Source organism: Nocardia sp. NPDC051929 (genome assembly GCF_044548645.1).
GTDB classification, from domain to species: Bacteria; Actinomycetota; Actinomycetes; order Mycobacteriales; family Mycobacteriaceae; genus Nocardia; species Nocardia sichangensis.
In genome coordinates, this window is record NZ_JBIUCG010000013.1 from 56,187 (window position 1) to 80,618 (window position 24,432).

Annotated in this window: 19 protein-coding genes; 2 read left to right on the forward strand and 17 right to left on the reverse strand. The window is 67.7% G+C overall.

Annotated elements, in window-relative coordinates; all coding sequences use genetic code 11:
* Positions 1-29 precede the first annotated feature (29 nt).
* From fadD32 to ACIHAX_RS18635, 14 genes are all read right to left on the reverse strand, one after another.
* Positions 30-1,943 (reverse strand): long-chain-fatty-acid--AMP ligase FadD32, encoded by a 1,914-nt coding sequence (gene fadD32 / locus ACIHAX_RS18570; RefSeq protein WP_355073128.1) that lies wholly within the window; start codon positions 1,941-1,943, stop codon positions 30-32.
* Positions 1,944-2,133: 190 nt separating this feature from the next.
* On the reverse strand, positions 2,134-3,177 hold the full coding sequence (locus ACIHAX_RS18575; RefSeq protein WP_356963344.1) for an LLM class F420-dependent oxidoreductase: 1,044 nt from the start codon (positions 3,175-3,177) through the stop codon (positions 2,134-2,136).
* Positions 3,178-3,347: 170 nt separating this feature from the next.
* The gene (locus ACIHAX_RS18580) at positions 3,348-4,340 is read right to left on the reverse strand and encodes a cutinase family protein (RefSeq protein WP_397278850.1); all 993 of its coding nucleotides are present in this window, start codon (positions 4,338-4,340) and stop codon (positions 3,348-3,350) included.
* Positions 4,331-4,828 carry a DUF732 domain-containing protein gene (locus ACIHAX_RS18585; protein ID WP_355073133.1) on the reverse strand — a complete coding sequence of 166 codons (498 nt, stop codon included), beginning with the start codon at positions 4,826-4,828 and terminating at the stop codon, positions 4,331-4,333. The genes ACIHAX_RS18580 and ACIHAX_RS18585 overlap by 10 nt, the downstream gene beginning before the upstream one ends.
* 630 nt (positions 4,829-5,458) lie before the next feature.
* Entirely contained in the window at positions 5,459-7,258 is a 1,800-nt protein-coding gene (locus ACIHAX_RS18590; RefSeq protein WP_397278674.1) for an alpha/beta hydrolase-fold protein, read from the reverse strand.
* 222 nt (positions 7,259-7,480) lie between these two features.
* Positions 7,481-8,521, reverse strand: coding sequence for an alpha/beta hydrolase family protein (locus tag ACIHAX_RS18595; protein WP_364432897.1), 1,041 nt, complete (start codon positions 8,519-8,521; stop codon positions 7,481-7,483).
* Positions 8,522-9,403: 882 nt separating this feature from the next.
* Complete coding sequence (locus tag ACIHAX_RS18600) at positions 9,404-10,465, reverse strand: alpha/beta hydrolase family protein (RefSeq protein ID WP_364432894.1); 1,062 nt, start codon at positions 10,463-10,465, stop codon at positions 9,404-9,406.
* Between the two features lie 306 nt (positions 10,466-10,771).
* Positions 10,772-11,839, reverse strand: coding sequence for an alpha/beta hydrolase family protein (locus ACIHAX_RS18605; protein ID WP_355073141.1), 1,068 nt, complete (start codon positions 11,837-11,839; stop codon positions 10,772-10,774).
* 229 nt (positions 11,840-12,068) lie between these two features.
* Positions 12,069-14,009 carry a flagellar motor control protein ZomB gene (gene zomB, locus ACIHAX_RS18610; RefSeq protein WP_397278852.1) on the reverse strand — a complete coding sequence of 647 codons (1,941 nt, stop codon included), beginning with the start codon at positions 14,007-14,009 and terminating at the stop codon, positions 12,069-12,071.
* Between the two features lie 4 nt (positions 14,010-14,013).
* Entirely contained in the window at positions 14,014-14,940 is a 927-nt protein-coding gene (locus ACIHAX_RS18615; RefSeq protein ID WP_355073143.1) for a decaprenyl-phosphate phosphoribosyltransferase, read from the reverse strand.
* Between the two features lies 1 nt (position 14,941).
* Entirely contained in the window at positions 14,942-15,502 is a 561-nt protein-coding gene (locus ACIHAX_RS18620; RefSeq protein ID WP_355073744.1) for a phosphatase PAP2 family protein, read from the reverse strand.
* 74 nt (positions 15,503-15,576) lie between these two features.
* A complete protein-coding gene (locus ACIHAX_RS18625; RefSeq protein ID WP_356963503.1) occupies positions 15,577-17,511 on the reverse strand; it encodes a glycosyltransferase in 1,935 nt (644 codons plus the stop codon).
* A gap of 7 nt (positions 17,512-17,518) precedes the next feature.
* Positions 17,519-18,745, reverse strand: coding sequence for a UDP-galactopyranose mutase (glf, locus tag ACIHAX_RS18630; RefSeq protein ID WP_356963340.1), 1,227 nt, complete (start codon positions 18,743-18,745; stop codon positions 17,519-17,521).
* A gap of 244 nt (positions 18,746-18,989) precedes the next feature.
* Positions 18,990-19,712, reverse strand: a complete 723-nt coding sequence (locus ACIHAX_RS18635; RefSeq protein WP_364432887.1) for an SDR family oxidoreductase — start codon at positions 19,710-19,712, stop codon at positions 18,990-18,992.
* A 108-nt stretch (positions 19,713-19,820) separates the two neighbouring features.
* Between ACIHAX_RS18635 and ACIHAX_RS18640 the strand changes: the two genes are divergently transcribed.
* On the forward strand, positions 19,821-20,453 hold the full coding sequence (locus tag ACIHAX_RS18640) for a helix-turn-helix domain-containing protein (protein ID WP_355073149.1): 633 nt from the start codon (positions 19,821-19,823) through the stop codon (positions 20,451-20,453).
* Positions 20,454-20,503: 50 nt separating this feature from the next.
* On the opposite strand, the gene ACIHAX_RS18645 is transcribed toward ACIHAX_RS18640, so the two are convergent.
* Both ACIHAX_RS18645 and ACIHAX_RS18650 read right to left on the reverse strand, forming a co-directional pair.
* Complete coding sequence (locus tag ACIHAX_RS18645) at positions 20,504-21,262, reverse strand: MerR family transcriptional regulator (protein WP_397278677.1); 759 nt, start codon at positions 21,260-21,262, stop codon at positions 20,504-20,506.
* A 51-nt stretch (positions 21,263-21,313) separates the two neighbouring features.
* Positions 21,314-22,291 (reverse strand): EamA family transporter, encoded by a 978-nt coding sequence (locus ACIHAX_RS18650; protein ID WP_355073154.1) that lies wholly within the window; start codon positions 22,289-22,291, stop codon positions 21,314-21,316.
* Positions 22,292-22,395: 104 nt separating this feature from the next.
* Between ACIHAX_RS18650 and ACIHAX_RS18655 the strand changes: the two genes are divergently transcribed.
* Entirely contained in the window at positions 22,396-22,896 is a 501-nt protein-coding gene (locus ACIHAX_RS18655; protein ID WP_397278679.1) for a MarR family winged helix-turn-helix transcriptional regulator, read from the forward strand.
* Positions 22,897-22,969: 73 nt separating this feature from the next.
* Here ACIHAX_RS18655 and ACIHAX_RS18660 read toward each other — a convergent pair whose 3' ends face one another.
* Positions 22,970-24,409, reverse strand: coding sequence for a SpoIID/LytB domain-containing protein (locus ACIHAX_RS18660; RefSeq protein WP_397278681.1), 1,440 nt, complete (start codon positions 24,407-24,409; stop codon positions 22,970-22,972).
* Positions 24,410-24,432: the final 23 nt, after the last annotated feature.

Consider the following 24,432-nt stretch of genomic DNA (forward strand, 5'->3'; position numbering starts at 1 on the left):
GATGGTCGGTCCGAGGCCGCCCCTGGCAATTACTCTTCCGGTGCATCGGGGAAAGCCTGCTGGGTGTAACCACCCCGCAGCGTTCCCTCCAGATAGGCCGCCCGGCAGGCGCGGCGGGCGATCTTGCCGCTGGAGGTGCGCGGGATCGATCCCGCTGGCACCAGCAGCACGTCTCGAACGGTCACGCCGTGGCGCTGGGAGATCGCCGCGCGCACCGCGTCGGCGATCGGCAGCGGATCGGCCTTGCCCGCACCGGGACCGCGCTCACCCACGATGACCAGCTGCTCGGACGCGTCGTCGGCGTCGAACTGCAGGCCGGAGTGGCTGCCCTGCTCGAACACCTCGGCCGGGAGCTGGTTGGCGGGCACCGAGAACGCCGCCACGAAGCCGGGACGCAGCGCGGTGCTGGCCTCCTGCGCGGAGAACTCGAGATCCTGCGGGTAGTGGTTGCGACCGTCCACGATCACCAGGTCCTTGACCCGGCCGGTGATGTAGAGCTCGCCCTCGAAGTACACGCCGTAGTCGCCGGTGCGCATCCAGTTCGCGTCCGGCTCGGTGCCCTCGGCGTGGCTGCCTTCGGACAGGCGCTCGGTGACCTTGTTCTGGAACGTCGCCGCCGTCTCGTCGGGACGGCCCCAGTAGCCGATGCCCATGTTGTTGCCGTGCAGCCAGATCTCGCCGACGTGCCCGTCGGGCACCTCGCGACCGCCGCCCGACTCCACCGACTCCGGATCGATGATCGTCGCCCACTGCGAGAGCGCGATGTAGCCGCAGGACACCTGCGCGATCGCGTTCTCGTGACCGGGGTCGACCTTCACCATGCGGCCCGCGTTGAGTTCCCTGCGGTCGACGTAGGTGACCTTGGCCTCGTCCTCGGCCTTGGTGGCGGAGACGAACAGCGTGGCCTCGGCCATGCCGTAGCAGGGCTTGATGGCGGTCTTGGGCAGCCCGTAGGGGGCGAACGCCTCGTTGAACTTCTTCATCGACGAGGTGGTCACCGGCTCACTGCCGTTGATCAGGCCGATGACGTTCGACAGATCCAGCGACTCGCCGTTCTTCGGCAGACCGCGCGCCGCGGCGTGCTCGAAGGCGAAGTTCGGTGCGGCGGCGAAGGTTCCGGCGCCGTCGGAAACCGCGGCCAGCTCCTTGATCCACCGGTAGGGGCGGCGCACGAACGCGCTCGGCGACATGATGGTGATGTACTTGCCGCCCACCGCGGGCAGGATCACCGTCAGCAGGCCCATGTCGTGGAACAGCGGCAGCCAGGTGACGCCGCGTGAGTTCCAGTCCAGGTTGATCGCGTCGACCATCTGCAGCAGGTTGGTGCCCACCGCGCGGTGCGTGATCTCCACACCCGCGGGCACCCGGGTGGACCCCGAGGTGTACTGCAGGTAGGCGATGTCGTCGATCGCGATGTCCGGGCGCACCCAGCTCTCGCCGACGCTGTCGGGAATCGCGTCCACCGCGATGATGCGCGGGCGCTGGGCGGCGGGCAGCGAGCGGAAGAACTGCCGGACCCCGGCCGCGGAGGAGCTCGCGGTCAGGATGGCCGAGGGCTCACAGTCGCCGAGCACCGCGTGCAGGCGATCGGTGTGGCCCGGCTCGTCCGGGTCGAACAGCGGGACCGAGATGGTGCCCGCGTAGATCGCGGCGAAGAAGGAGATCACGTAATCCAAGCCCTGCGGCGCGAGGATCGCGACCCGGTCACCCGGGTTGGTCACCTGCTGCAGTCGAGCGGCCACCGCGCGCAGCCGAATACCGAACTCACGCCACGTCAACTCCTGCGCCTCACCGTCGCGCTCGCGCGAGTAGTCGATGTAGCGATACGCCAGGGTGTTCGCGTCGTTCCGGGTGTGCTTCTCGACGTGATCAACCAGGGTGTGATCCTCGGGAATGCGGATGTTCCCGGTTTCGTCCAGGTAGTCGTCGAAAGTCTCTTCCATTCCTTCTTCTCCTCCGAGGCACACGCAGCAAGACGGCGAGATCGCCGCTTTTACCTGTGAGGCCCCGACTCGCTTTCGCCCGCGGGTGCTCCAAGTGCAGAGCCAGCCTGCAGATTTTGTGCGGTCTGCGCGGTGACCGCTTATCGGCTAGATGTACTCAAACCAGAGTCATGTTACAGAGAAGACCGGCTCACTCGTCCCGCAGCAGGGGAATAACGGGGGCGAACGCGTCCATCTGGGTGGGGAATACACCGACATAGGACATCGAGGTGAGCTGCCGCACACGGCGGATCTGCTCGGCGATCTCCTCGAATGTTCCGATCGCCACGTAGGGCGAGTTGAGGATGTCCTCGACGGACAGCTGCACATCGACCTCCAGGTTCGGGTGCAGTCCCCGGTCCAACGCCGACAGCGCCATCTCCGCGGTCTTCTCGCGATCGTCGGTGATCACGATCGCGGTGATGGCCCAGTTCAGCTCGATGTCGGCGAACCGGTCACCGGCGGCCTCCTTGATCAGATTCACCTTTTCCACGGCCTTCTCGATGGTGATACCGGAGAGCAGGCCCTTGCCGTTCTTGGTGGTCACGGGAACGACGGAGACGATGTCGGCGTGCTTGGCGGCCAGCCGCAGCATCTTCGGACCGCCGCCGCCGGTGCAGATCGGGGGGCGTGGGCCCTGCCGCGGCCGTGGGGTCCCCTTGACGCCGCGGACCTGGTAGTGCTTGCCCTCGAAGGTGCACTCCTGGCCGCGCAGCAGCACGTCGAGAATGGTCAACGACTCGTCCAACTTCTCCAGCCGGACACCGGGCGACTCGTACGGGATGCCCGCGTTCTCGAACTCCTCCTTGATCCAGCCCGCGCCGACGCCGACCTCGAGCCTGCCCTTGGACAGCACGTCGATGGTCGCCAGATCCTTGGCCAGCACGACGGGGTGGCGGAAACCGTTCGCCAGCACCGACGTGCCGAGCCGGATCTTCTCGGTGGCCTGGGTCAGCGCGCCGAGCGCGGCGATCGGCCCGATCTGCTCACCGAGGTGGTCGGGCACCACGAAGGTGTCGAAGCCGTACTCCTCGGCCTGCTGAGCGGTCTGCACGAACTTCCGCGCGCCGCCCTCCTGCTTGTTTCCTTCCCCGGCCGCCGCGAAGCGGAACGGGCGCAACGGAGTGCCCAGCGCGGACAACGCAGCATCCGCGTCACGGCTCGCCGTGGTGGCCGGTGCGGCGGCTTCTGTCATGAACTCATGCTCCTGGCTGTAAGGAAAATACGGGCGCGACGCCCGCTTCGGGTCCGTGCTGGGGTGGTGCCCGGCGTCGCGATCACCAGCGCACTTTACAGCGTGCTACCCAACTCGAGTTGCGCTTGTCACGCCAATCGGGTGCGGGGTATCTCACGGCCTGTGAATTTTCACGAATGAGCCGGATGCGGCGCTGTCTCGATGAGTCCGGCCGCCCAGTTCGCCGTCCACTGCGTCGCGGTGTTGCCGTCGCCGTCGACGACGAAACTGTTGTAGAGGGTGTGCACCGGGTTTCCCGCGGCCCGGACCAGCGTGTTCACGCTGCCCAGGATGTTCCACGGACTCAGCGCCTCCCGGGGTGCGTCGCAGATCAGATCGCCGGGCGCGCACATGGTGTAGGTGCGACCGGCCAGCGTGCCGAAGCCCCCTTGACGCGGACCGGTCATCGTGATGCCGGGCACGTTCAACCCCTTCAGCGCGACTTCGGCACCCACACCCGGCGGCGGGGTGCCGATCTGGATCGCCTGGCCCGGGCCGTTGTCGCCGGTACGGCGTCCGTCGGCGATCAACGTCACGCCCAGCACCAGATCGGCGGGCACCGGGCCCGCGCCCGCACCGATCTGCGCGGCGACGTCACCCGCGATCACCGCGCCCTGGGAGAACCCCGCGAGCACGTAGGTGGTCAGCGGGCACTCCTGGTGCCGCGCGGCCATGGCGTCGACCATCCGCTGGGTGCCCTCGGATCGGCTGTTGTTGTACGACTGCTGGCCGTCCGGCGGGATCGCGATCGGATTGGAGAACTGCGCGACGTACGGGACGGTGTACACGTCCACCCGCTCGCTCGGGAACCGCTGGGTGATCGGGCCGGAGACGTTGAGCATCAGCGACACCGGGTTGGCGGTCGGATTGTGCGGATCGTCGGCGCTGTTCGACTCCCACGTGCCGGGCACCGAGATCATCTGCACATCCGGACAGCTCGAGGGCTGCGACGTCGGGCGTTCCGGCGGTTTCGGCCCGGGGCCGGGCGGGCGCAAACGCCCTGCTAGCAGGTACCACAGCAGCAGGACCACCAGGATGATCAGCAGGATGCCGCCGATCACGAGCAGGCATCCCGCCGGCTTGGACCGGCGGGAGGTCGAACGGACGCGCGAACTCACTGGCAGTACGTGGCGCGAGCGGTGGAGATGTAGATCTGCCCGGCCTTCTCCACCGGCATCTTCGCCGGGTCGAAGGACGGATCCGAACCTGCCATGGCGTTGACGAAGGTCATCAGATCCTGATCGGACGCGCCCGCGGCGGTGCCCTGGCAGACGTACGCGCCGATGCTCAGCGCGATGTCCGGGCTTGACGGGGTGACACCCTGCTTGGCCAGCTCATCCAGGAACTTCTTGTCCTTGTCGGTGAGCTTCGAGGTGTCCGCGGGCGGGACGGCTTCGGTCGGCACCGGCTGCGGACGCTCGGGCGCCACCGTCGTGGTGGGCTGCTCCGGCGCGGGAGCGGGCTGGCCGGTTTCGGCGGGTGTCGAAGCGACCGGCGACGTGGTCGCCGCCGCTGCCGTCGTGGTGCGGGTAGGCGATGGCGTGCTCGTCGCGGTCGAATCATTGTCGCCGCACGCGGCGAGCAGGCCGGTTGCGGCAATCGCCACAACCACGCCGAATACCTTTCCACGGGTCCGATGCATGAATTCTTGTCCTCGATCTGTCACTGAGCGGGGTCGGGTCGCCCACCAGGCTAGCTGGGTCCGATTTGCAGCGCCTGCGGCGCTGCGTGTTCGCGGCCCCTTTATGGCTCGCGTCCGAGCGACCGCCGCTGGCGACTTCGTCGCGGACGCGGCGGTCACTCGGACGCGAGCCGGGCCGCGAACGGCGCATGCTCGGTCTCGCTTCGCTCGAAACCGGGAGCTGCGCCGACGTGCTCGTATACATGTCAGCTCACCAACCGATGCATGCTTCCCGGCACTTGGCCAAGGCCCGACGCACAACTTCCACCTGGCCGGGCGGGCGACGCCGTAGCCGCCGAACTGGCCGAACCGAACCAGGTGGCGCACTCGCGGCAGCTGCCGATGCGGCCGACACAGGTCGCAAGGCGGGTGATGGTCCACCCGCCGACGACAGCGGAGCGAACACTGTGTGCGCTGCGCTGACCGAGCCGGGACCGGCAACCCATTCGTGCGGTCGATCCGGAAGCCGCGCACGACCTGACCGCAGGCGCATCCGCTAACACGTGGCGCGGGTCGGGCAGGTCGGGTGAGAGCGCGCGGGCTGCCGTGCACCGGTCGCACTCAAAGCGCGTGCAGTTCCGGTTTGCCGTCGCGCAGCGTGATGAAACCTCCCTGGAAGTTCTGCTGCACGCCGTCGGAGATGGGGAACTCGTCGCCGGTGGGGAAGCCGAGTTTGCCGTTCTCGTAGCCGACGTCGCGCCAAGCATCCAGTATCGGGCCGTTGCGGACCGCCCAAGCGCCGGACACCGGGCTCCAGTAGATGGTCCCGCCTTCGAATCGGCTGAAGCGGCCCGCGTCCTTCACCGTCTGCTCTTCGGCGACCGGGAAGCCGAGCGGACTGTTCTCGAAGCCCAGCTGGGCGTACTTGCCGAGGATCAGGCCTTGGACGCGGTGCACGCCGGTGGCCTGGCTGTAGTAGAACGGACCGTTCTCGAAGGCTTGCACGGCGCCGTCGCGACTCGGTGTCTTGGCCTCCGGCGCTGTCGGGTAACCGGCGGGACCGCGTTCGAACCCCTGCTTGCCCCACTCGTCGTAAATTGCGCCACGCACCATTTGAGCTCCGGTCTGCGGCGTCCAGTACAGCGCGCCGTGCTGGAAGGCCTGGAACCGGCCGCGGCCGTCCTCCAGCGCGCGTTCCTCGCCCGTCGGCAGCCCGAGCGGTCCGGTAGGTCCTCCCGCCGCCTGGTAACCGGGCCCGAATACGCCGCCGACCGGGTAAGCGCCACTGTCCGGCGTGAAGAACACCCGGCCGCCCTTGAAGTCCTGCGCGGTGCCTCCTGCCACGGCGTACTCCCCGGTGAGGCAGTCACCGAGCCAGCCCGCCGCGGCTGCTACCGGGCCGATCGCGCCGCCCGGCTGACAGGCGGGCTTGCCCTGATCGACACCGAGCGCGGACGCGGCCTGGGTCCAGGACTGACGCATCTCGAAGTCCCAGTACGGCCAGGAATGGGTGCCGGACGGGCGATAGTTCACCTGCGCGGGAATGGCCAGCTTGGACAGCTTGGTCACGAAGTTCTGCGAAGTGAGCCGGGAGAGGATCTCCAATCCCATGCCCGCGATGTTGGTGCTCACCCCAGGAATGCCGAGGGCGTGGTCATAGGGACCGATCGCGCCGCTGCCGCTGGAGACGTAGAGACTGACTCCTCGCAGCTTGTCGGCCAGCACGTACGGGTCGTGCGCCTCCCACTCCGGGTCCGTCTGCCTGCCCCACATGGCGGCGGAGTCGAAGCCGCCCGCATCCCGCATGGCGAACTCGATGGCCTGCGGCATGCCCAGCGTCGTCGTGGTCAGGAAGCCCGAATACGACGCGGCGTGCCGTACGAAGCCCGGATTGCGGGCGGCGAGGAACATCGCGGCCGTGCCACCCATCGAGAGGCCTTCCACGCCCCGCACGGGTGTCGCACGCCAATGACTCTCCAGCAGCGGCGGAAGCTCCTTGGTGAGAAAAGTCTCCCACTTGTAGGTACGGCCGTTGTCCGGCTGGAGCCAGTCGGCGTAGAAGCTGGCCTGCCCACCCACCGGCAGCACCACGGTGACGTTCTTGTCGGCGAAGAAATCGACCGCCCCCGCCTCCTTCGTCCAGCCGCTCTCGTCGTCGGTCGCGCGCAGACCGTCGAGCAGGAACAGGACGGGGAATCTGGCCTCCGGGTGGGCGTTCCAGTCTCTGGCCAGCAGCAACTGGACCTGGATCGGCACTCCCATGGACGGCGAGGTCACCCACAGCGCGACGCGACGGTCGCTGAGCCACTGGACCTTCTCCAGCGCGGGCGCGGCCACGGCCGCCGCTGGCTCCGCGACGGCGGGAGCCTCGACGGACACGCTCGCGGCTAGCGGGATCACCATCGTGGCGGCGACCAGCATGAGCCGCTCGCGTGCCGAACGCGCGACGAGACGCCCGCGTATGCCACAGCTACCGCGTGTAATCCCTGCCACAAAAGCTTTGTACTCCCGTTATAGCGACGTTTACGGGAGACACGCGCTGCACAGCAAACAATGTTCGCTGTCACGCGATCATAGCTGCCCCCGAACGCAATTCAGGCCGCACCGAATCGGTGCGGCCTGAATGCGACGAGGTGGATCAGATCACCAGGCGCCGGTGGCGTCCAGGATCATGTTGCGCGAGGCGAACAGCTCGCCCTCCCAGTACTTCCAGGAGTGGGTGCCCGCGGCCGGGAAGTCGAACCGGGCCGGGATACCCAGCGAGTTCAGGCGGGCCTGGAACGCGCGGGTGTTCACCAGCGACAGGGCCTCCAGCGCCATCCCGTTGCCGGTGTTGAACACGCCGACCGCCGAGTTCGGCTGGTCGTACTGACCCGGCAGGCCGCTGGCGGCCGAGATGTACATCGGCAGGCCGCGCAGCTGCGGCGCGAAGACGAACGGGTCCATCCGCAGCCACTGCGAGCTCCACGGCGCGGCCATCGCGTCGACGTTGTAGCGGCCCGCGTCCAACATCGCGATGCGGATCGCCTCACGCATACCCGGCGCGGAGATGTTCAGGTAGCCCGAGTAGGAGGCGGCGAACTTGAACTGGTCGCGGTGGTAGGCCGCGAGAGCCAGCGCCGCGCTACCGCCCATGGACAGGCCGACGACCGCGTTGTTGGTGCGCGAGACGCCGTAGCCCTCCAGGAAGGCGGGCAGCTCCTTGGTGAGGAAGGTCTCCCACTTGTAGGTGGTCTTCTGGCCGTTGGTGTTCGACGGCGCGTACCAGTCGGTGTAGAAGCTGGACTGGCCACCGACCGGCATCACCAGGGTGATGTTGTCGTTGCCGAACTGCTGCAGCGCGTTGGTCTCGAACGTCCAGGCGTTGCGGTCGTCGCGGGCGCGCAGACCGTCGAGCAGGTACAGCGCCGCGTTGCCGCCGCGTGCGGCCCACTGCACCTGCACCTTGATCGGGCCCATGCTGGACGGGACCATCAGGTCCTCGAAGCCGCCCGCGGGCGCCCGCAACACCGGCGTGTGCACCGACGGCGCCGCTGCGGCGAGAGTCGGGGTTGCCAGGCCTGCGGCGATCGGTAGCGCCAGCGCGGCGGCACCGACAGCCAGAATTCGATTACGCCAACCGCGAGCCGCGCCTCGCCGTCCCGACTGTGTTCTCTTCGGCGCGGCCGCCCTGCCGAAACGCATGAATCCTGCTCTCTTTCTGCTGTTGTGGTGCCACTCGCCGCCCGAGGGGCGAAGCGGCACCCGTGTTGCCAACGAGACGCGCGTCACGGACATGGTCCCGACAATCCGATACCCATGACGGCGCTACAACGATCTGGTCACACTTGCGCTCGCTGGACGATATTCGACGCCCCCCGCTTTAGCAAGATCCGGGGCTTTCCACTGGCCGAAATCCATCCGTTCACGCAAGGTAATGGTGCGGTGACCTTATCGCGTTCTCGCGGTGATGTCGTGTTGGAACGCAAGATATTCGCGCTCCTGGCGGGAACTGTCACCGACCCGAGATCTTCGCAATCCCGGCACCCCAGCGGCCTCCCCGCAGGCCTTCGGCGCCTCCGAGCAACGAGGCAGAGGCCACCCAGACCAGTGACCGAACCGTGATCGGAACCGAGATCTGCCGTGATAGCCACAGATGCGACTTCGGGCAAACAGCCCCGAGCACCGTTGACCACACGACAGTGATCATGCAGCAAACATTGGGTCGGATGCCCGGACTTCCCCCGCGCCGCCCCCGCATAACCCCCTACTACCTACCCCCACTCCCCCAAGCTGGCGGCCACGAGAACGCCTCCCTGTTCAAAACGACCACTACGCAGCCCGCAACGGCCAGGAAGACAACTGCACAAACCGCGAACAAATGCCCCCGCCAATCCCCCCGCACACCAGAAAGCGCAAGTTTCCCACACACTGACCCCCCCGGGTGCGAGTCTTACGAGCGCCGTTCGCGGCCCGGCTCGCGCCAGAGTGGACGAAGCGCATGCGCCGCAGGCGCGAGACTCGTCCGCTCTGACGCGAGCCATAGGGGCCCGCGAACACGCGGCGCCGCAGGCGCCGCCAAAGGATTCAGCCGATGTTCGCCGACATATCCGGGATCATTCGCATGGCCTCGTCAGCCCAGTTGTTCCAGGCGTGAATACCGAACGGCGGGAAGGAGTAGACGGCGTTGCCGCCACCCAAGGTCGCCATCCGGACCTGGAACGCGCGAGTGTTCGCCAGCGCCAGGCTTTCCAGCCCCATGCCGTTGAGGGTGCCGAAGCTCGGCGGGTCGCCGGCCGAGGGCAGTCCGCTGGCCGCGGCGATCCACAGGCGGGTGCCGTTGCGGATCAGGTTGGGCGCGAACACGAAGGGGTCCATCCGCAGCCACTGCGGGCTCCACGGCGGCGCCATCGCGTCGACGTTGTAGCCGCCCGCGTCCAGCATGGCGGCGCGGATGGCCTCCCGCATACCCGGCGCCGAGTTGTTCAAATAGCCGGAGAACGACCCCGCGAAGCTGAACTGGTCCGGGTGGTAGGCCGCCAGGGTGAGCGCCGCGCTACCGCCCATCGACAAGCCGAAGGCGCCGTTGCGGTTGGGGTTGAACCCCAGCCGATCGCGCAGCGCCCAGCGCAGGTTGTTGGTCAGGAAGGTCTCCCACTGATACCGGTAGCTCTTGCCGGGCCCGCCCGCGAACCCGTCCAGCCCGCCGGAACCGGTGCTGGAGCCCGCGCCCGCCGGGACGCCGAAGAACTCGCTCGGCGCGATCCAGTCGGCATAGAAGCTCGACATGCCACCGACCGGCATGACCACGTTGATGTTCTGGCTCGCCAGGACTTGCGGGATGTTGGTCTCGATTTCCCAGCCGTTCAGCGTCTCCGGCGCCCGCATGCCGTCCAGCACATAGGCGACGCGATTGGTGTTGCCGTCGGCGGCACGCAGGATCCGGGTCTTGATCGGACCCATGCCGGAATCGACCCAGAAATCGAAGGCCGCGGGGTCGAACGCCGCCGACGCCGTGGCGCCCACGCCCGCGACGGTCGCCCCGAGCGGCAGCAGCATCGCCGCGGCGATGCCGAGGGCGGACCGCCGCAACCACGAACCGGCTACTCGGGGCCTCTGGGGCCAGCGCTTCCCGCGCGCACTACGCATCACATCGACCTTTCCCTCAGGCGGCCCGGTCTGGCAAACTATTAGCAATCCCAACCGGCCCCTCGTCGGACACCAAGACGAGACGCCCACCAAGAAACCGGACGAATCGACCTTGGTGCATGCTGTTCGGGTATCAATTGGAAACGAATGCCTTCATGTTGCTGGATGGTGATCCAGACCACAACTACCGAAGCCGTTTTCTCTTCGTATTCGTTGCCGAAGTACCCGCGGACGACCGGGTAAACGCCGAAAAGGCCGCTCCGCGCCGATGGCGCGAAACGGCCTTTCCTCGCTATGGCCGGGCTACTACCCGATGTTCGCGGACAGATCCGGGATCATCCGATAGACCTCATCGGCCCAGTAGTTCCAGTTGTGCACACCCACGGCCGGGAAGTCGTAGGTGACATTGTTCGCGCCCAGGGTGAGCATGCGAACCTGGAAGGCGCGGGTGTTGGCCAGGGCCAGCGTTTCCAGACCCATCGCGTTGAGCGTGTTGAAGCTGATGCCGTCCGCCCCGCTGGGCAGACCACTACCGGCGGAGACCCACAGGCGAGTGTTGTTCGCCTTCAGTCGCGGCGCGAACACGAACGGGTCCATCCGCAGCCACTGCGGGCCCCACGGCGGCGCCATCGCGTCGATGTTGTAGCCGCCTGCGTCCAGCATCGCCACGCGCAGCGCCTCACGCATACCCGGCGCGGAGATGTTCAGGTACCCGGAGTACGAACCGGCGTAACGGAACTGGTCGGGGTGGTAGGCCGCCAGAGTGAGGGCGGCGCTGCCGCCCATGGAGAGACCGAAGATGCCGTTGCCGTTCGGGTTGAACCCGAGGCGGTCGCGCAGCGCCCAGCGAAGGTTGTTGGTGAGGAAGGTTTCCCACTTGTAAGTGCTGGTCTTGCCCGGTCCGCCAGCGGAACCGGTCAGCAGGCCGGAGCCGGAGTTCGCCGAACCGGTGGAGGACGAGCCCGCGCTGCCGAGGCCGAAGAAGTCGCTCGGGCCGTTCCAGTCGGCATAGAAGCTGGACTGGCCGCCGACCGGCATGACCACGTTGATGTTCCACTTGGTCAGCTCGCGCGCGACCTCGGTATCGATCTCCCAGCCACTGAGGTCGTTGCGCGCCCGCATGCCGTCCAGCGCGTACACCACGCGGCCGGTGTTGCCATCGGCGGCGCGGAAGATACGCGACTTGATCGGCCCCATTTCGGAGTCGACCCAGAAATCCATGCCATCCGGATTGAACGCGGCGGACGCCGGGGCGGCAGGGCCTGCCACCGACACCCCGAGCGGTAGCAGAACTGCCAGCGAAACCAGCATGGACCGCTTGAGCCAGGAACCCGCTCTTCGAGAATTAAGACGACGCCCGATCACGCCTCGCATCAGTTTGAACCTTTCGTTTGCACAGCGACAGCGGCAAGCCGTCCACACGGTAACCCGTCGATGCCCACGACCGGTGGACGCCAGGCCGGGCATACGGTCGTAGCGTATATCGGTATCGACACGGTGGCGTTACCAAAAAGAGATAAAGCGGCGTACGCCACTTTATCTACCTCGCACAATGGGGCCATTGGGCCCACCGTGCCCGATGGGCCCAATGTGATTCACGGGATCAGCGCTGCGCGACCGGTCGCGGGAAGGGATCGACCAGTCCGCACCGCTGGATCTCGTACTTCGGGACGCGATCGATGCGGTACTTCGCGAACCGCAACGCGTTGCGCAGGTTGTGCCGGAAACGCTCGAAGGTGAGCGGATCGCGGTAGGAGATCAACAACGCCTGGGTGTCCGGGCAGGACATCGCGGTGCGCGCCTGGGCGACCCACTTCTCGTCCAGGTACCAGGGCATCCACGGTTTCTTGTCCACCATGCCGGTATCGACGACGACCCAGTCCGGGTACAGGCTCTTGTCGTGGCCGATCCGGCCGTCGGTGAGCCGGTCGGTGTGCGCGGCCAACGGGTAGGCCAGACCCATCGGATCGATCACGGGCACGTCCAGCGGAACGTTCATGCTGGTCATGCCGAGATTCAGGAAGTAGACCGTGTGCCCGGCGCCGCCGTCCGGAATCGGCTGGGGCGGCGGAGCGATGTACCAGAACATGAACGACGGCGAGTTGAGCAGCAGACCGCCGTCCGGAGTGCCGGTGATGTCGTTGACCATCGCGCGGATGCGCGGGTAGTCCAAGTAGTCCTCGGCCAGGATCGGGTGGTCGTGCCCGGTGTTGAGCACGTAGTAGACGCGCTCGTCGACGATTCCGGTCGAAGTGATCTTGGTGCCGGTCTTGATCGCGGTGGTGTTCGCCGCGAACAGCGCCCACCCCGCGACGCCGACGAATGCCACCGCCAGCGCCGCGTAGGACCAGTCGGCGGCGGTGGCCGCGCGCACACCGCCCTGCGGCGCCCGGATCGGAATGACCGCGACCGGGAGCAGGAACAGGAACAGCTGGGGCAACAGCATTCGGCCGTGCATGAAGTCGCCGCCGACCCGAAGCGCGTAGATGGTCAGGAGGAACCCGCTGGCGAGAACCGAAGCGACCACAGCGCCCGGCGAGCGCAACCACTCCCGGATCCGGCCGATCGACCAGCCACGCGCGTCTTCGTTTTCGGCACGCGCGTTCCGAGTCGCACCCGTGCGAGCGGCGAGCACACCGGCGATCAGCAATACCAGCAGCGGCGCCCACAGGAAGTACGGACCGACGAGGTCCCAGAGGTAGGTGAAGCCCTGCCCCCACTTGGCGCCGCCCGCGTCCTTCGCGACGGCGGTGTTCGGGTAGGGCAGGCCGTAGTAGCCCATCCGCCAGATCTGGTAGCCCAGCGGCACCAGTCCGGCCACCGCGACGATCACCGCGCGCAGCACGATCGGCCGCAGCCTGCTCTCGGGCATGGGCGCGCAGAAGATCATCAGCAGCGCGAGCGCGCCGACCAAGGTCATCTCGGGCCGGATCAGGGGGGCCAGCCCGGCGAGGAAGACCAGTCCGAGCAGGCCGGGCAGGCGCACCGACTTGGCCTGGCTCCAGCGCATCAACTGCCACCACAGCAGGCCGATCCAGCAGATCACCAAGCCGCTTTCCAGACCCGAGGTGGCGTAGTCGCGGGCCGGGGGCAGTGCGATGTAGACCAGCACGCCCGCGGGCAGCAACAGCCCGGTGCGGGTCCCGCCCCACAGGCGCGCCGAGCCGAGCATGGCGAACACGACCGCGGCCAGCGAGACGGTGAGCGCGACGCCGAGCACCACGTACTCGAGCCGCGCCTGGGTCAGCCAGCTGAAGAACCAGACCAGGTAGGTCCACGCGGTGCTGGTGTTGGTTTCGACGCGCTCGCCCTCGTTGAAGACGGGGCCGTTGCCCGCCAGCAGGTTGCGCACCGTGCGCAACACGATGAGACCGTCGTCGGCGATCCACCGCCGCTGCCAGCCCCCGACCGCGAAAAGAACAACGGTGAGCGTGATCCCACCGACGAACGTGGCTTTGGACAGACGCGCGAACCGCGACGCGGAGCCGGACGACTCATCGGCCGACCGCTCCGCCGCGTATTCCGTTCGCTCCGCCACCAGCATCTCGTCAGGTGAGATAGACAGCGACACCTACCGCTCCGATCCAGGCGATTGCGAGGAACTGCAGGACGCGGTCCCCCAGCGCGATCTCTTCCGGCTCCCCGGCCTCGCCCCCATCGACGTCGACCGCGTAACGCAGGATTGCGATGGTAAACGGGACCATCGAGATCGCGAACCAGTTGGTGTCCTTGATGCCGTCCTGCTGGAACGCCCACAGCCCGTAGAAAACCACCACCGCCGTCGCGGCCAGCGTCCAGATGAAGCGCAGGTAGGTGGGCGTGTAGTACTCCAGCGACTTGCGGATCTTGGCGCCGGTGCCCAGCGCGATCTGCAGCTCCGCGTAGCGCTTGCCCGCCGCCATGAACAGCGAGCCGAAGGCCATGATCAACAGGAACCACTGCGACAGCTCGATGTCGGCCGCCGCGCCACCGGCGACCGCGCGCAGCAGGAAGCCGGAGGACACGATGCAGATGTCCAGCACGGCTTGATGCTTGAGTCCGAAGCAGTAGGCCAGCTGGATGCCGATGTAGACCGTCATCACCACGGCGAGATGCCACGAGGCGAGGAACGAGCCCGCGATCGACCCGGCCAGCAGCAATGCCGACAGCAGGTAGGCCAGGTTCACCGGGACGACGCCCGCGGCGATCGGCCGGAACCGCTTGGTCGGATGCGCCCGGTCGGCCTCCACGTCGAGCGCGTCGTTCACCAGGTAGATGCCCGATGCCGCCATGCAGAACACCACGAAGGCGATGCCGACGTGCGCGAGCACGTCCACGTTGGTCGCCGTGCCCGCGGCCAGCGGAGCGGCGAGCACCAATACGTTCTTGACCCACTGCCGCGGACGGACTGCCTTGAACAGACCGCCGGCCAGCGTCTTGGGCGGGCCCTTGACTACCGCCTCGGCCAGGTCGGCGCCGGTCGGCTCTTCACTCATGTCAACGAAGGCTCTTTCTTGTGCGGTCATTGTCGAGTCTCTTTTCGGCGGCGAGCAGGGCGGCGGCGGACGCGGCGCCGAGCGCGGAACCGGCGAGCACGTCGGTGGGGTAGTGCACCCCGAGGACCACCCGCGAAAGCAGCATCGGGGGGACGAGCACCGCAGGCAAGGGTAGCCCGGTCAATCTGCCGAGCAACACGGCCGCTGCCGTCGTCGAGGTCGCATGCGAGGACGGGAAACTGAGTTTGCTCGGCGTCCCCACGTTGACCTGCACCGACGGATCGTTCGGGCGCGGACGGCGAACGACGCGCTTGATGACGATCGAGGCCGCGTGCGCGCCGACCGCGCCGACCGCGACCCCGGCCCACTGTCTGCGCCGCGGCTTGTCCACCAGCCAGCCTGCGGCGGCGATGCCGACCCAGCCGAGCGCGTGCTCGCCGAAGTGCGACAGGCCACGCGCGGCGGACACCACGGCGGGCTTGCTACCGAGGGTGGCCTGCACCGCGTTGATGATCGCGACCTCCGGCGGCGCCTGCCCGGCAGGCGCGGGGTGCGCGGACACCGGGCCACCGTGACCGTTGGCGCTGTGCAGCGGCGGCTGCACCGCCGCGTCGTCGGCGGCGCTCGCTCCGAGACTCACTGCTGCTCATCCTTCGTGTCGATGCCGAAGACCTTCTCCCACGCCGCGGTGCTGGTCAGCTGCGGGTGGGCGGCGCGGTAGCGCTGCTGCATCTCCGGGAAACGGGCGGCCAGCTCCTTGCGCAGGCGCATGGCTTCCTTGAACAGGCCGAGCGCCTGGCGGGGGTCGCGCTTGCGGTAGACGACGCCGCGGCCGTCGGCCGTGGTGACGGTGACGCCGTCGACCTGCGAGAGCAGGAACCAGCGCGCGTCCAGCGTCGGCACGTTCAGCTGCGGGGTCTCGTGGTGTTCGGTGCGCGCGGAGCGGAAGTTGTGCACCACGCCCTTGGCCAGCCGAGCCACCTTGGCGATCGGATTGGCCGGCTCACCGACCGCCCCGACGCCGATGTGGCTGGCCAGCGGCAGTTCGGTGGACGAGGGCAGGATCACCGCGTCCGGATACTGCTTGCGCAGCTCGTGCACCGCCCCCAGAGCGCTGGGCAGTAGCTGGAACAGCCGTTCCGGGCCTGCGAGGAAATCGCGGATGGCGAGGTTCTGGATCGCGACCGTCGAGTACTCCAGGCACAGCAAATGCTTCAGCGTCGCCTTGATCGTGTTGACGACCATGCCGCGCCCGTTGCCCGGCAGGTGCAGCGAGGCGACGACCAGGCGATTGCGCAAGTGGAAGTACGCCTGCCAGTCGATGGCGTCGTCCTTGTCGCTCCAGGCCATGTGCCACACCGCCGCGCCGGGCAGCGTGACGGTCGGGTACCCGGCCGCGCGAGCACGCAAGCCGTACTCCGCGTCGTCCCACTTCAGGAACAGCGGAAGCGGCTGGCCGAGCTCCTCGGCGACGCGCCGCGGGATGACACAGGTCCACCAACCGTTGAAGTCGACGTCGATGCGCCGGTGCAACAGCTTCGAGTTGTCCCGGTCCTTGAGCGGGTACTTCGAGAAATCGTGGTCGTACTCGACGTTCGGCGCCGCGGTCCACATGAAGATGCCGCGATCGACCACTTCGCCCATGACGTGCAGGTGCGAGCGCTCCTGCAGGTTGAGCATCTGGCCGCCGACCAGCACCGGCGACTTCGCGAAGCGGGCGAAGGCCAGCGCGCGCAGGATGGAGTCCGGCTCGATCTCGATGTCGTCGTCCATGTAGACGATGTACTCGGCGTCGGTGGTCTTCAGTGCCTCGTACATGACCCGGCTGTAGCCGCCGGACCCGCCGAGGTTGGGCTGGTCGTGGATGGAAAGGCGATCCCCGAGCGCGGCCGCCGATTCCGTGAAGCCGGGCTCGTCGACGACCTTCTTCGTGCCCTGGTCCGGGATGATGACGGCCGCGATCTTCTCCAGCACCAGCGGGTCGGAGCCGAGTGCGGCGAGCGTCTTCACCGCGTCGGTGGGCCGGTTGAAGGTGGGCATGCCGACCGCGATGCTGCCCTCTCCGGGCGCCTCGATCGGCGCGTACCAGCCGCCCGACAGCAGCGTGACCGCCGTGTCGGTGGTGATGTCGAACCAGATCCAGCCGCCGTCCTCGAACGGGCCCAGGTCGGTCTCGAATTCGACGACCACCGAGTCGGCGCCGGTCGCGACCGCGAATTCCTTGCCCTGCACGTGGATTCGCGAGCCGTCGGCCTTGGATCGGTACACGTCCACCCGGCCGTGACCGGCCAGTTCCAGCCGCAGCACCACCGAAGACAGGATGCTCCAGCGCCGCCAGTAGCTCGCGGGCAGGGCGTTGAAGTACGTGCAGAAGGAGACCTCGGACTCCGCGCCGATCGACAGCGACGTGCGGGTGGTCGCGTGCGCGCGCCTGGCGTTGGTCTGCGACTCCTCGACGTAGAGCGTGCGCACGTCCAGCGGCTCGCCCGGCCTCGGCAGGATGATGCGCTGCAACAGCGACTTGGCGCGGGTCTCGGTGGTCATGTCTTCCAAAATGGATTGGGAGGTCATTCCGCTCCTAAGCCTCCTGGTCCACGAGCGGCGCACCATCCGCCAGATGCGGGTGCAGCACGTTGTCGAACGTGCTCAGCGCGCTGCCGATCGCCATGTGCATGTCCAGGTACTGGTAGGTGCCGAGACGGCCGCCGAAGACGACCTTCGCCGTGGCGGTCTCCTGCTTGGCCAGCTCCCGGTAGGCCAGCAGTTTCGCCCGGTCCTCCGGTGTGTTGATCGGGTAGTACGGCTCGTCGCCGGTCTGCGCGAATCGGGAGTACTCCCGCATGATCACCGTCTTGTCGGTGGGGTACTCGCGCTCGGGGTGGAAGTGGCGCGGCTCGATGATGCGGGTGTAGGGAACGTCCGCGTCGTTGTAGTTCATCACCGAGGTGCCCTGGAAGTCGCCGAGCGGCAGCACCTCGGTCTCGAAATCGATGGTGCGCCAGCCCAGCTCGCCTTCGCTGTAGTCGAAGTAGCGGTCCAGCGGGCCGGTGTAGACGACCGGCGCGTCCGGGCTTTCGGCGCGCAACTGCTCGCGCACTTCGAACCAGTCGGTGTTCAAGCGCACCTCGATCAGGTCGGAGGCGGCCATGTTCTCCAGCCACTTCGTGTAGCCCTCGCGGGGCAGGCCCTCGTAGGTGTCGTTGAAGTAGCGGTTGTCGAAGGTGTAGCGGACCGGGAGGCGGGTGATGTTGCCCGCGGGCAGTTCCTTCGGGTCGGTCTGCCACTGTTTGGCGGTGTAGTCGCGGACGAACGCCTCGTAGAGCGGGCGGCCGATCAGCGAGATGGCCTTCTCCTCGAGGTTCTGCGCGTCCTTGGTCTCGATCTCCGAGGCCTGCTCCGCGATCAGCGCGCGCGCCTCTTCCGGCGAGAAGTAGCGGCCGAAGAACTGGGAAACCAGGCCGAGGCCCATCGGGAACTGGTAGGCCTGTCCCTTGTGCATCGCGAAGACGCGGTGCTGGTAGCCGGTGAACTCGGTGAACTGGGTGACGTAGTCCCACACCCGCTTGTTCGACGTGTGGAACAGGTGCGCGCCGTACTTGTGGATCTCGATCCCGGTTTCCGGATCCGGCTCGGAGTAGGCGTTGCCACCGATGTGGTGGCGCCGTTCGATCACCAGAACCCGTTTACCCAGCACGGAGGCGGCGCGTTCGGCAACGGTCAGCCCGAAGAATCCGGAGCCGACGACGATCAGATCGAACTGTGAGGCGGAATGGACGGAGGTACCCGGGGACGATGCGACGGTCACGGGAGCCCAGAGTATCGGAAGTCCCCGCCGCGTCCGGGTGGAGTCGGAACTGCGCTCAGCGACACCACTCGCCGCACCCGGTTTCACCTCCCTGACCTCGGTATTTCGCCGGATGTTTGCCCAAATGGACTTCTTTGGCAACTGACCGGTTGTTTACTGCCGCGGCCCAATGAGCGCGCACGGCTCCGGGTGCTCCCGGCCGCCGGAGCCGGTGCGCGCTCGAGTGATCTTCTCGGGACGGGTCTCAGACCGGGAAACCTACGTCGAGCTCCACCTTGTCCCGCTCGGTGTACAGCCGCCAATAGTGATCGCCGAGTTCGTCGCCGCTCATACGGACGATCTCCAGGCCCGCCGGGATCACTTCCGGATTCTCATCGATGATCTGCGCGGCTTTGCTGCCGTCGATCAGCACGCCGATGTTGAGCAAGCCGACGTAGACGCCGGTACCCCGCAATTCCACCTCGAGCTGGCGCAGGTAACCGCGCTGCGCGGCCAGGGCGATGCCGAAGTTGGCCAGATAGGGCGCCACGTAGTGCTCGGACGAACCCGAGGAGAACAGCAGCGCGCCTTCGCCTCGCTCCACCATCTTCGGCGCGAGCGCGCGCGTCACCATGATCGGCGAGTGCAGCTTCAGCGCGATGGGCGCATCGAGGGACGGGATGTCCACCGACAGGGTGTCAGGGATGCGATCGCTCATGTTGCCCGCCGCGCCGTGCATGGCCGCGTCGATCGGCCCGAACGTCGCCTCGATCTTCTCGATCACCCCCGTGACCTGCGCGCCAACGGTGACATCCGCGGGAAAGGCCGCGGCCTCGATGCCTTCGGCCGTCAACTCCTCCGCGTGCCGCCGCGCCTTTTCGGGATCCCGGCCGATGACGGCCACCCGGAAGCCTTCGCGCCCGAATCGGCGTGCTGTGCCGACGCCGAGGCCGGGTCCGTATCCGAAGATCGCGATGGTCTTGGACATTGCCACTCCTGTTAAGTTGAGACATGGTTCAAGTTATGCGGTCGACGCTAGCATTAAGTTGAACCAATGCTCAACATATGCGTGTTGCCCGATTTGTAGGATCGGCCCGTGGACAAGCCGTTACGCAGCGATGCCCAGCGCAATCGGGACGCGCTCGTGACCGCCGCCCGCGCCGTCTTCGAGGAACGCGGTCTCGACGCGCCGCTGAAAGAGATCGCCGCCCGCGCCGGGGTGGCCATCGGCACGCTCTACAACCGCTTCCCGACCCGCGACGACCTCATCGCGGCCGCGGTCGAGGACCGGATCGAAGCGGGCAGCCGTATCGCCGAGAACGCGCTCGCCATCGATGACCCGTGGGAGTCGTTCGTCTACCTGGTGGAGCAGGTGTGCGCTTTGCAGGCCGCCGACCGGCTGCTCAGCGAACTCGCCGTGCGGGCCGCGCCCAGTCCTGCCATCGCGCAGGCCCAGGAATACGGCCACGGCCTGATGCGCCGGATCATCACCCGCGCGCAGGAGGCCGGCGCGCTGCGCGCCGACTGGGTACTCGAGGACATCGCCTTCATCACCTGGTCACACACCAGAATCGTCGAGGCGACCAGTCACATCGCCCCCGAAGCCTGGCGGCGCCACCTCGGTCTGATACTCGACGGCCTGCGCGCGGAGGCCGCCCACCCGCTTCCGGTGCCTCCGATCACGGAGCACCAATTGATGCACGCGCTCGGCCGCGACGACGAAAGTTGATCCGGCGGCCGGTACGCGCACATGCGTACCGGCCGCCGGAGAGTTGTGCTCTACAGCCGCTGCTCGGCGTAGACCTTCATCGCGTCGCGCACGAACTCGGCGGTGCCCGCGCCGTGCACGTCGTAGTTCGCCGCGAAACGCGGGTCGGCGACGTACATCTCGCCGAGGTTGACGAACGCCTCTCGCACCACCGGGCGACCCTGCCAGCCGATGCCGATCCAGTCGTAGTGGCGCTGGACGATGGCCTGCACCTCGTCGGCGTCGGGCGCGAGTCCGTCGGCATGCGCTCGGCCGTAGTCGGCGGCGATGTCGAGATGGGTTTGCTGGAAGTTCTTCTTGTCCGCGTCGGACATCGAGCGCCACCAGCGGTCACCGCTCTCGTAGGCGTCCTTGCCCCAGCGTTCGATCACCTCGTCCTTGTACTTCGTGTGGTCGAAGCCGTCGAAAACTTCTGCTGCCACGAGTTGTTCACCTCTTTCCGTCTTGTGCAGCGTGGTTCGCGCCGACTCGATCTGCCGCCGGATCCGATCCTGTTCCTGCCGGAGCAGTTCCAGGTGCGTACGCAACGCGGCGGCGGTTTCCTGCTCTCCGGCAAGGACTTCGGCGATGACCGGAAGGCCGAGGCCGAGGTCACGCAGCAGCAGGATGCGTTGCAACCGCACGAGGGAGTGCTGGTCGTAGTACCGGTAGCCGTTGGCTCCGATCCGGCTGGGCGGCAACAGCCCCAACTGCCCGTAATGGCGCAGCGTACGACTGGTGGTACCGGCCGCCTTCGCCAGATCCTGGATGGACCACTCCTTGCCGCCCACGACCCGTCTTCCCTCGTGCTCTCGTCGGTGCAACCAGCTTGCAAGTTGACGTTACGTCAAAGTCAAGACCTTCTCCGGCGAGGTTTCGGTGCCCAGCGCAACGCTGGAGTCGCCAGCCGGAACGGGCGCGGGCTGAACCGGTTCCTTCGGCGCGCCGACCGCTTGGCCGAGCAGCGTGCTGCCCAGCGCGATCGCCATGCCGGCCATCTGGAGCGTGGTGAGCGCTTGCCCGAGCACGACCCATCCGATCACCGCGGCCGACACCGGGCTGAGCAATCCGAGGAAGGCCACCGAGGTGGCGGGCACTCGCGCTATGCCGCGGAACCAGAGCCAGTACGCCACCGCGGTCCCGATCACGCCGAGGTACAGATAGCCGCCGACCGCTTCCGCGTCCAGCGCGGGCGGGGCGCCTTCCACCAGCAGCGCGAGCGGAGCGATGAAGAGACCACCGGCGGTCAGCTGCCAGCCGGTGAGCGTCAGCGGGCCGACGCCGTCCGGTCGACCCCACTTCTTGGTCAGAACGGTGCCCATCGCCATCGACGCCGCGCCCGCCAACCCCGCGACCACCCCGACGACGTCGAGTTGCGCGTCGGCCCGCAGCACGACCAGCGCCACGCCGAAGACGCCGACCACCCCTGCGAACAACTTGCGCGCACCGGGATTCTCGCTCAGAGCCACGGTCGCGAAGGCGAGCGCGAACACCGGTGCGACCGCGCCGAGCACGCCCGCGACGCCCCCTGGCAGCCGGTAGGCGGCCAGGAACAGCAGCGGGAAGAACGCACCGATATTGAGCGCGCCGAGCACCGCCACCCGGCCGATCCACCGGCCGCGGGGGAGAACTCGCGTGATCGCGAGCAGCGCGAGTCCCGCGGGTAGGGCGCGCATGAGCGCGGTGAACAGCGGGCGGTCCGGCGGCAGGAACTCGGTAGTGACGGCGTAGGTGGAACCCCAGACGATCGGGGTGAGCGAGGTGAGCGCCAGGGTGGCCGCGACCGAAGCCTCGGCGGGCCCCGCGGTGCGTGTCGTCATACTTGACTCCTCATTGATAATCTCAACGTTGAAATACTTACCGGTCGAGTTGCCTCAGCGTCAAGTAGATGAACGTTGAGATTATTCCTGTAGAGAGGAGACTCATGTCCGACGCGGTGGACCTGTTCGGGCGTCAGTGGCAGCGCGAGCGCCCGGACGTCGACGTCTCGCCGATGCACGTCGTGGGCCGGATCCAACGCCTGGCGCGACTGGTCGACCAGGACCTGAAGCGGTTCTTCGGCGAGTTCGGCATGGAGTTCTGGGAATTCGACGTGCTGGCGACGCTGCGCCGCTCCGGCGCCGAAGAGGGACTCACCGCGGGCGCGTTGCTCCAAGTCGCCATGGTGACCTCCGGCGCCATCACCAACCGGATCGACCGACTGGAGACCAAAGGACTGGTCGTGCGCAAACCGTGCGCGGAGGATCGCAGGGCCGTCCGGATCCACCTCACCGAGCAGGGCCGCACCCTCATCGACGACCTGCTGCCCAAGCACATGGCGAACGAACAGCGGCTGCTGGCGGCGCTCGACGCCGCCTCCCGCGAGCAATTGGCCGGATTTCTGCGCACACTGGCCGAGTCGCTCGGCGATACGCCGCCGGAGTGAGCAGCCGCCCGGACACTACGACGACGTCCGGACCGGCACCCCGTCATCGAGAGGGCGCGGCAGAGGCCAGCGGTCAAGCGGGCCGAGATCCAGTGACCGGAGGCATGCCCACGGTCTCCGCAGGCGGACCGAGGGGCATCACACCGGCCGATGGCGGAGAACCGATGGCTGGTGCCCCACCGTCAGGCGTGACGGCGCCGGGCTGAGCCATACCGCCCGCTTCGGGCCGAAGCGCGGCACCAGGCGCGCTGGGCGGGACCTGCTGCGCCCCAGCGACTTCCGGCACCACCTGCAACATGCGCGAATAGTCCACCACCTGCGCGCCAAGCGTGGGCGTCACGATGATCATGCCGTTGGTGTACATCCGGTAGATCCCCGCACGCTGCGGCAGGATCATCTGCGGTCCGACCGGCGCACCGAGGGAACTGTTCGCACCGCCGATACGGCGGTACTCGGCATCGATCGCCGACTCGGTGACCTCCGCCGCCGACTCGGTGACCGCCGCCTGCGTCCGTGGATCGCCGGCCGGAGCGGTGGTGAGCAGTTCCCCGGGCGCAGGCCCGACGTCCATGGTGTTGATATCCGCCGGTTCCCCACCGCCCGGTGCGGCGGAGTACTCCGTCCGCAGGATCCGGCCTTCGCGCACCAGTACCGCGCCCGCCGTGGCCGCGACGGCGGCCGCCGTCCGCGGGTCCTCCCGCGCGGTACCGGGATACTCCTGGCAGGCCGTCGTGTCGCACGTCTGCGCGTACGGATAACGCTGCTCGGCAAGGGCATACGAGCGGGCCGCGATCGCCTGGGCACGCAGCGCCTCGGCCGCTCCCTTGTCCGCCCAGTCGGGTGGCACCTCGGCCGGGACCACGCCGAGTAGATAGTCCTCGACATCCACCTGGTTGATGGTGCGGGCCGCGCCATCCTCGAGGGCGACGCCGAGGGCGCCGCGGTACGACAGACCACCGCACACCGTGAGATGTTCCGCTACAGGGCGATTCGGACGTGCGTCGATGGGATGAATCCAGGGGTCGTCGGTCGGCGCCTGCCACAGCACCTCACCGTCGCAGCCGACCGTCACCACCACATTCGCGCCGCCATCGGGCAGCGGCGTGAGGTGCGCGGCCTGGCCTGGCGGCAACTCTCGGCCCGCCACTCGCAGGCCGGTGGCGGCGAAGGCGTCGAGCGAGGAGCCGTCCTGTGCCGTGAGGCGGACCCGGACCGGGGTAGGCGCGACGGCGCCGAGCGTCGCGCCGGGATAGTAGTGCGCGAGAATGCGGTCGGCCCCCCACCCCGCTCGGGCGCTTTCGAACGCGCCGACCTGGCTCAAGCCGCGGCCGTGCCCGGGTCCGACCAGCGGGCGATACAGCGCGTCGACCGGCCGGGCCGGAAGCGCGGCGAGGGCTCCAGCGATCACTCCGGATCCGATGAGCAACAGGGAAGTGCGCACCAGGAGGCCGATCACGCGCCGATGCGGCCGCCTGGCCAGCTCCTGGCTCGTCGATATCGCCTTTACCTGCATTTTTCTGATCTCCGCATATGCGT

Excerpts from the sequence above, each read along its gene's own strand:
- fadD32 (WP_355073128.1), bottom strand. The coding sequence starts at position 1,943 with ATGGAAGAGACTTTCGACGACTACCTGGACGAAACCGGGAACATCCGC.
- ACIHAX_RS18575 (WP_356963344.1), bottom strand. The coding sequence starts at position 3,177 with ATGACAGAAGCCGCCGCACCGGCCACCACGGCGAGCCGTGACGCGGAT.
- ACIHAX_RS18590 (WP_397278674.1), bottom strand. The coding sequence starts at position 7,258 with ATGCTGGTCGCCGCCACGATGGTGATCCCGCTAGCCGCGAGCGTGTCC.
- ACIHAX_RS18595 (WP_364432897.1), bottom strand. The coding sequence starts at position 8,521 with ATGCGTTTCGGCAGGGCGGCCGCGCCGAAGAGAACACAGTCGGGACGG.
- ACIHAX_RS18600 (WP_364432894.1), bottom strand. The coding sequence starts at position 10,465 with ATGCGTAGTGCGCGCGGGAAGCGCTGGCCCCAGAGGCCCCGAGTAGCC.
- ACIHAX_RS18605 (WP_355073141.1), bottom strand. The coding sequence starts at position 11,839 with ATGCGAGGCGTGATCGGGCGTCGTCTTAATTCTCGAAGAGCGGGTTCC.
- zomB (WP_397278852.1), bottom strand. The coding sequence starts at position 14,009 with ATGCTGGTGGCGGAGCGAACGGAATACGCGGCGGAGCGGTCGGCCGAT.
- ACIHAX_RS18615 (WP_355073143.1), bottom strand. The coding sequence starts at position 14,940 with ATGAGTGAAGAGCCGACCGGCGCCGACCTGGCCGAGGCGGTAGTCAAG.
- ACIHAX_RS18625 (WP_356963503.1), bottom strand. The coding sequence starts at position 17,511 with ATGACCTCCCAATCCATTTTGGAAGACATGACCACCGAGACCCGCGCC.
- ACIHAX_RS18635 (WP_364432887.1), bottom strand. The coding sequence starts at position 19,712 with ATGTCCAAGACCATCGCGATCTTCGGATACGGACCCGGCCTCGGCGTC.
- ACIHAX_RS18650 (WP_355073154.1), bottom strand. The coding sequence starts at position 22,291 with ATGACGACACGCACCGCGGGGCCCGCCGAGGCTTCGGTCGCGGCCACC.
- ACIHAX_RS18655 (WP_397278679.1), top strand. The coding sequence starts at position 22,396 with ATGTCCGACGCGGTGGACCTGTTCGGGCGTCAGTGGCAGCGCGAGCGC.
- ACIHAX_RS18660 (WP_397278681.1), bottom strand. The coding sequence starts at position 24,409 with ATGCAGGTAAAGGCGATATCGACGAGCCAGGAGCTGGCCAGGCGGCCG.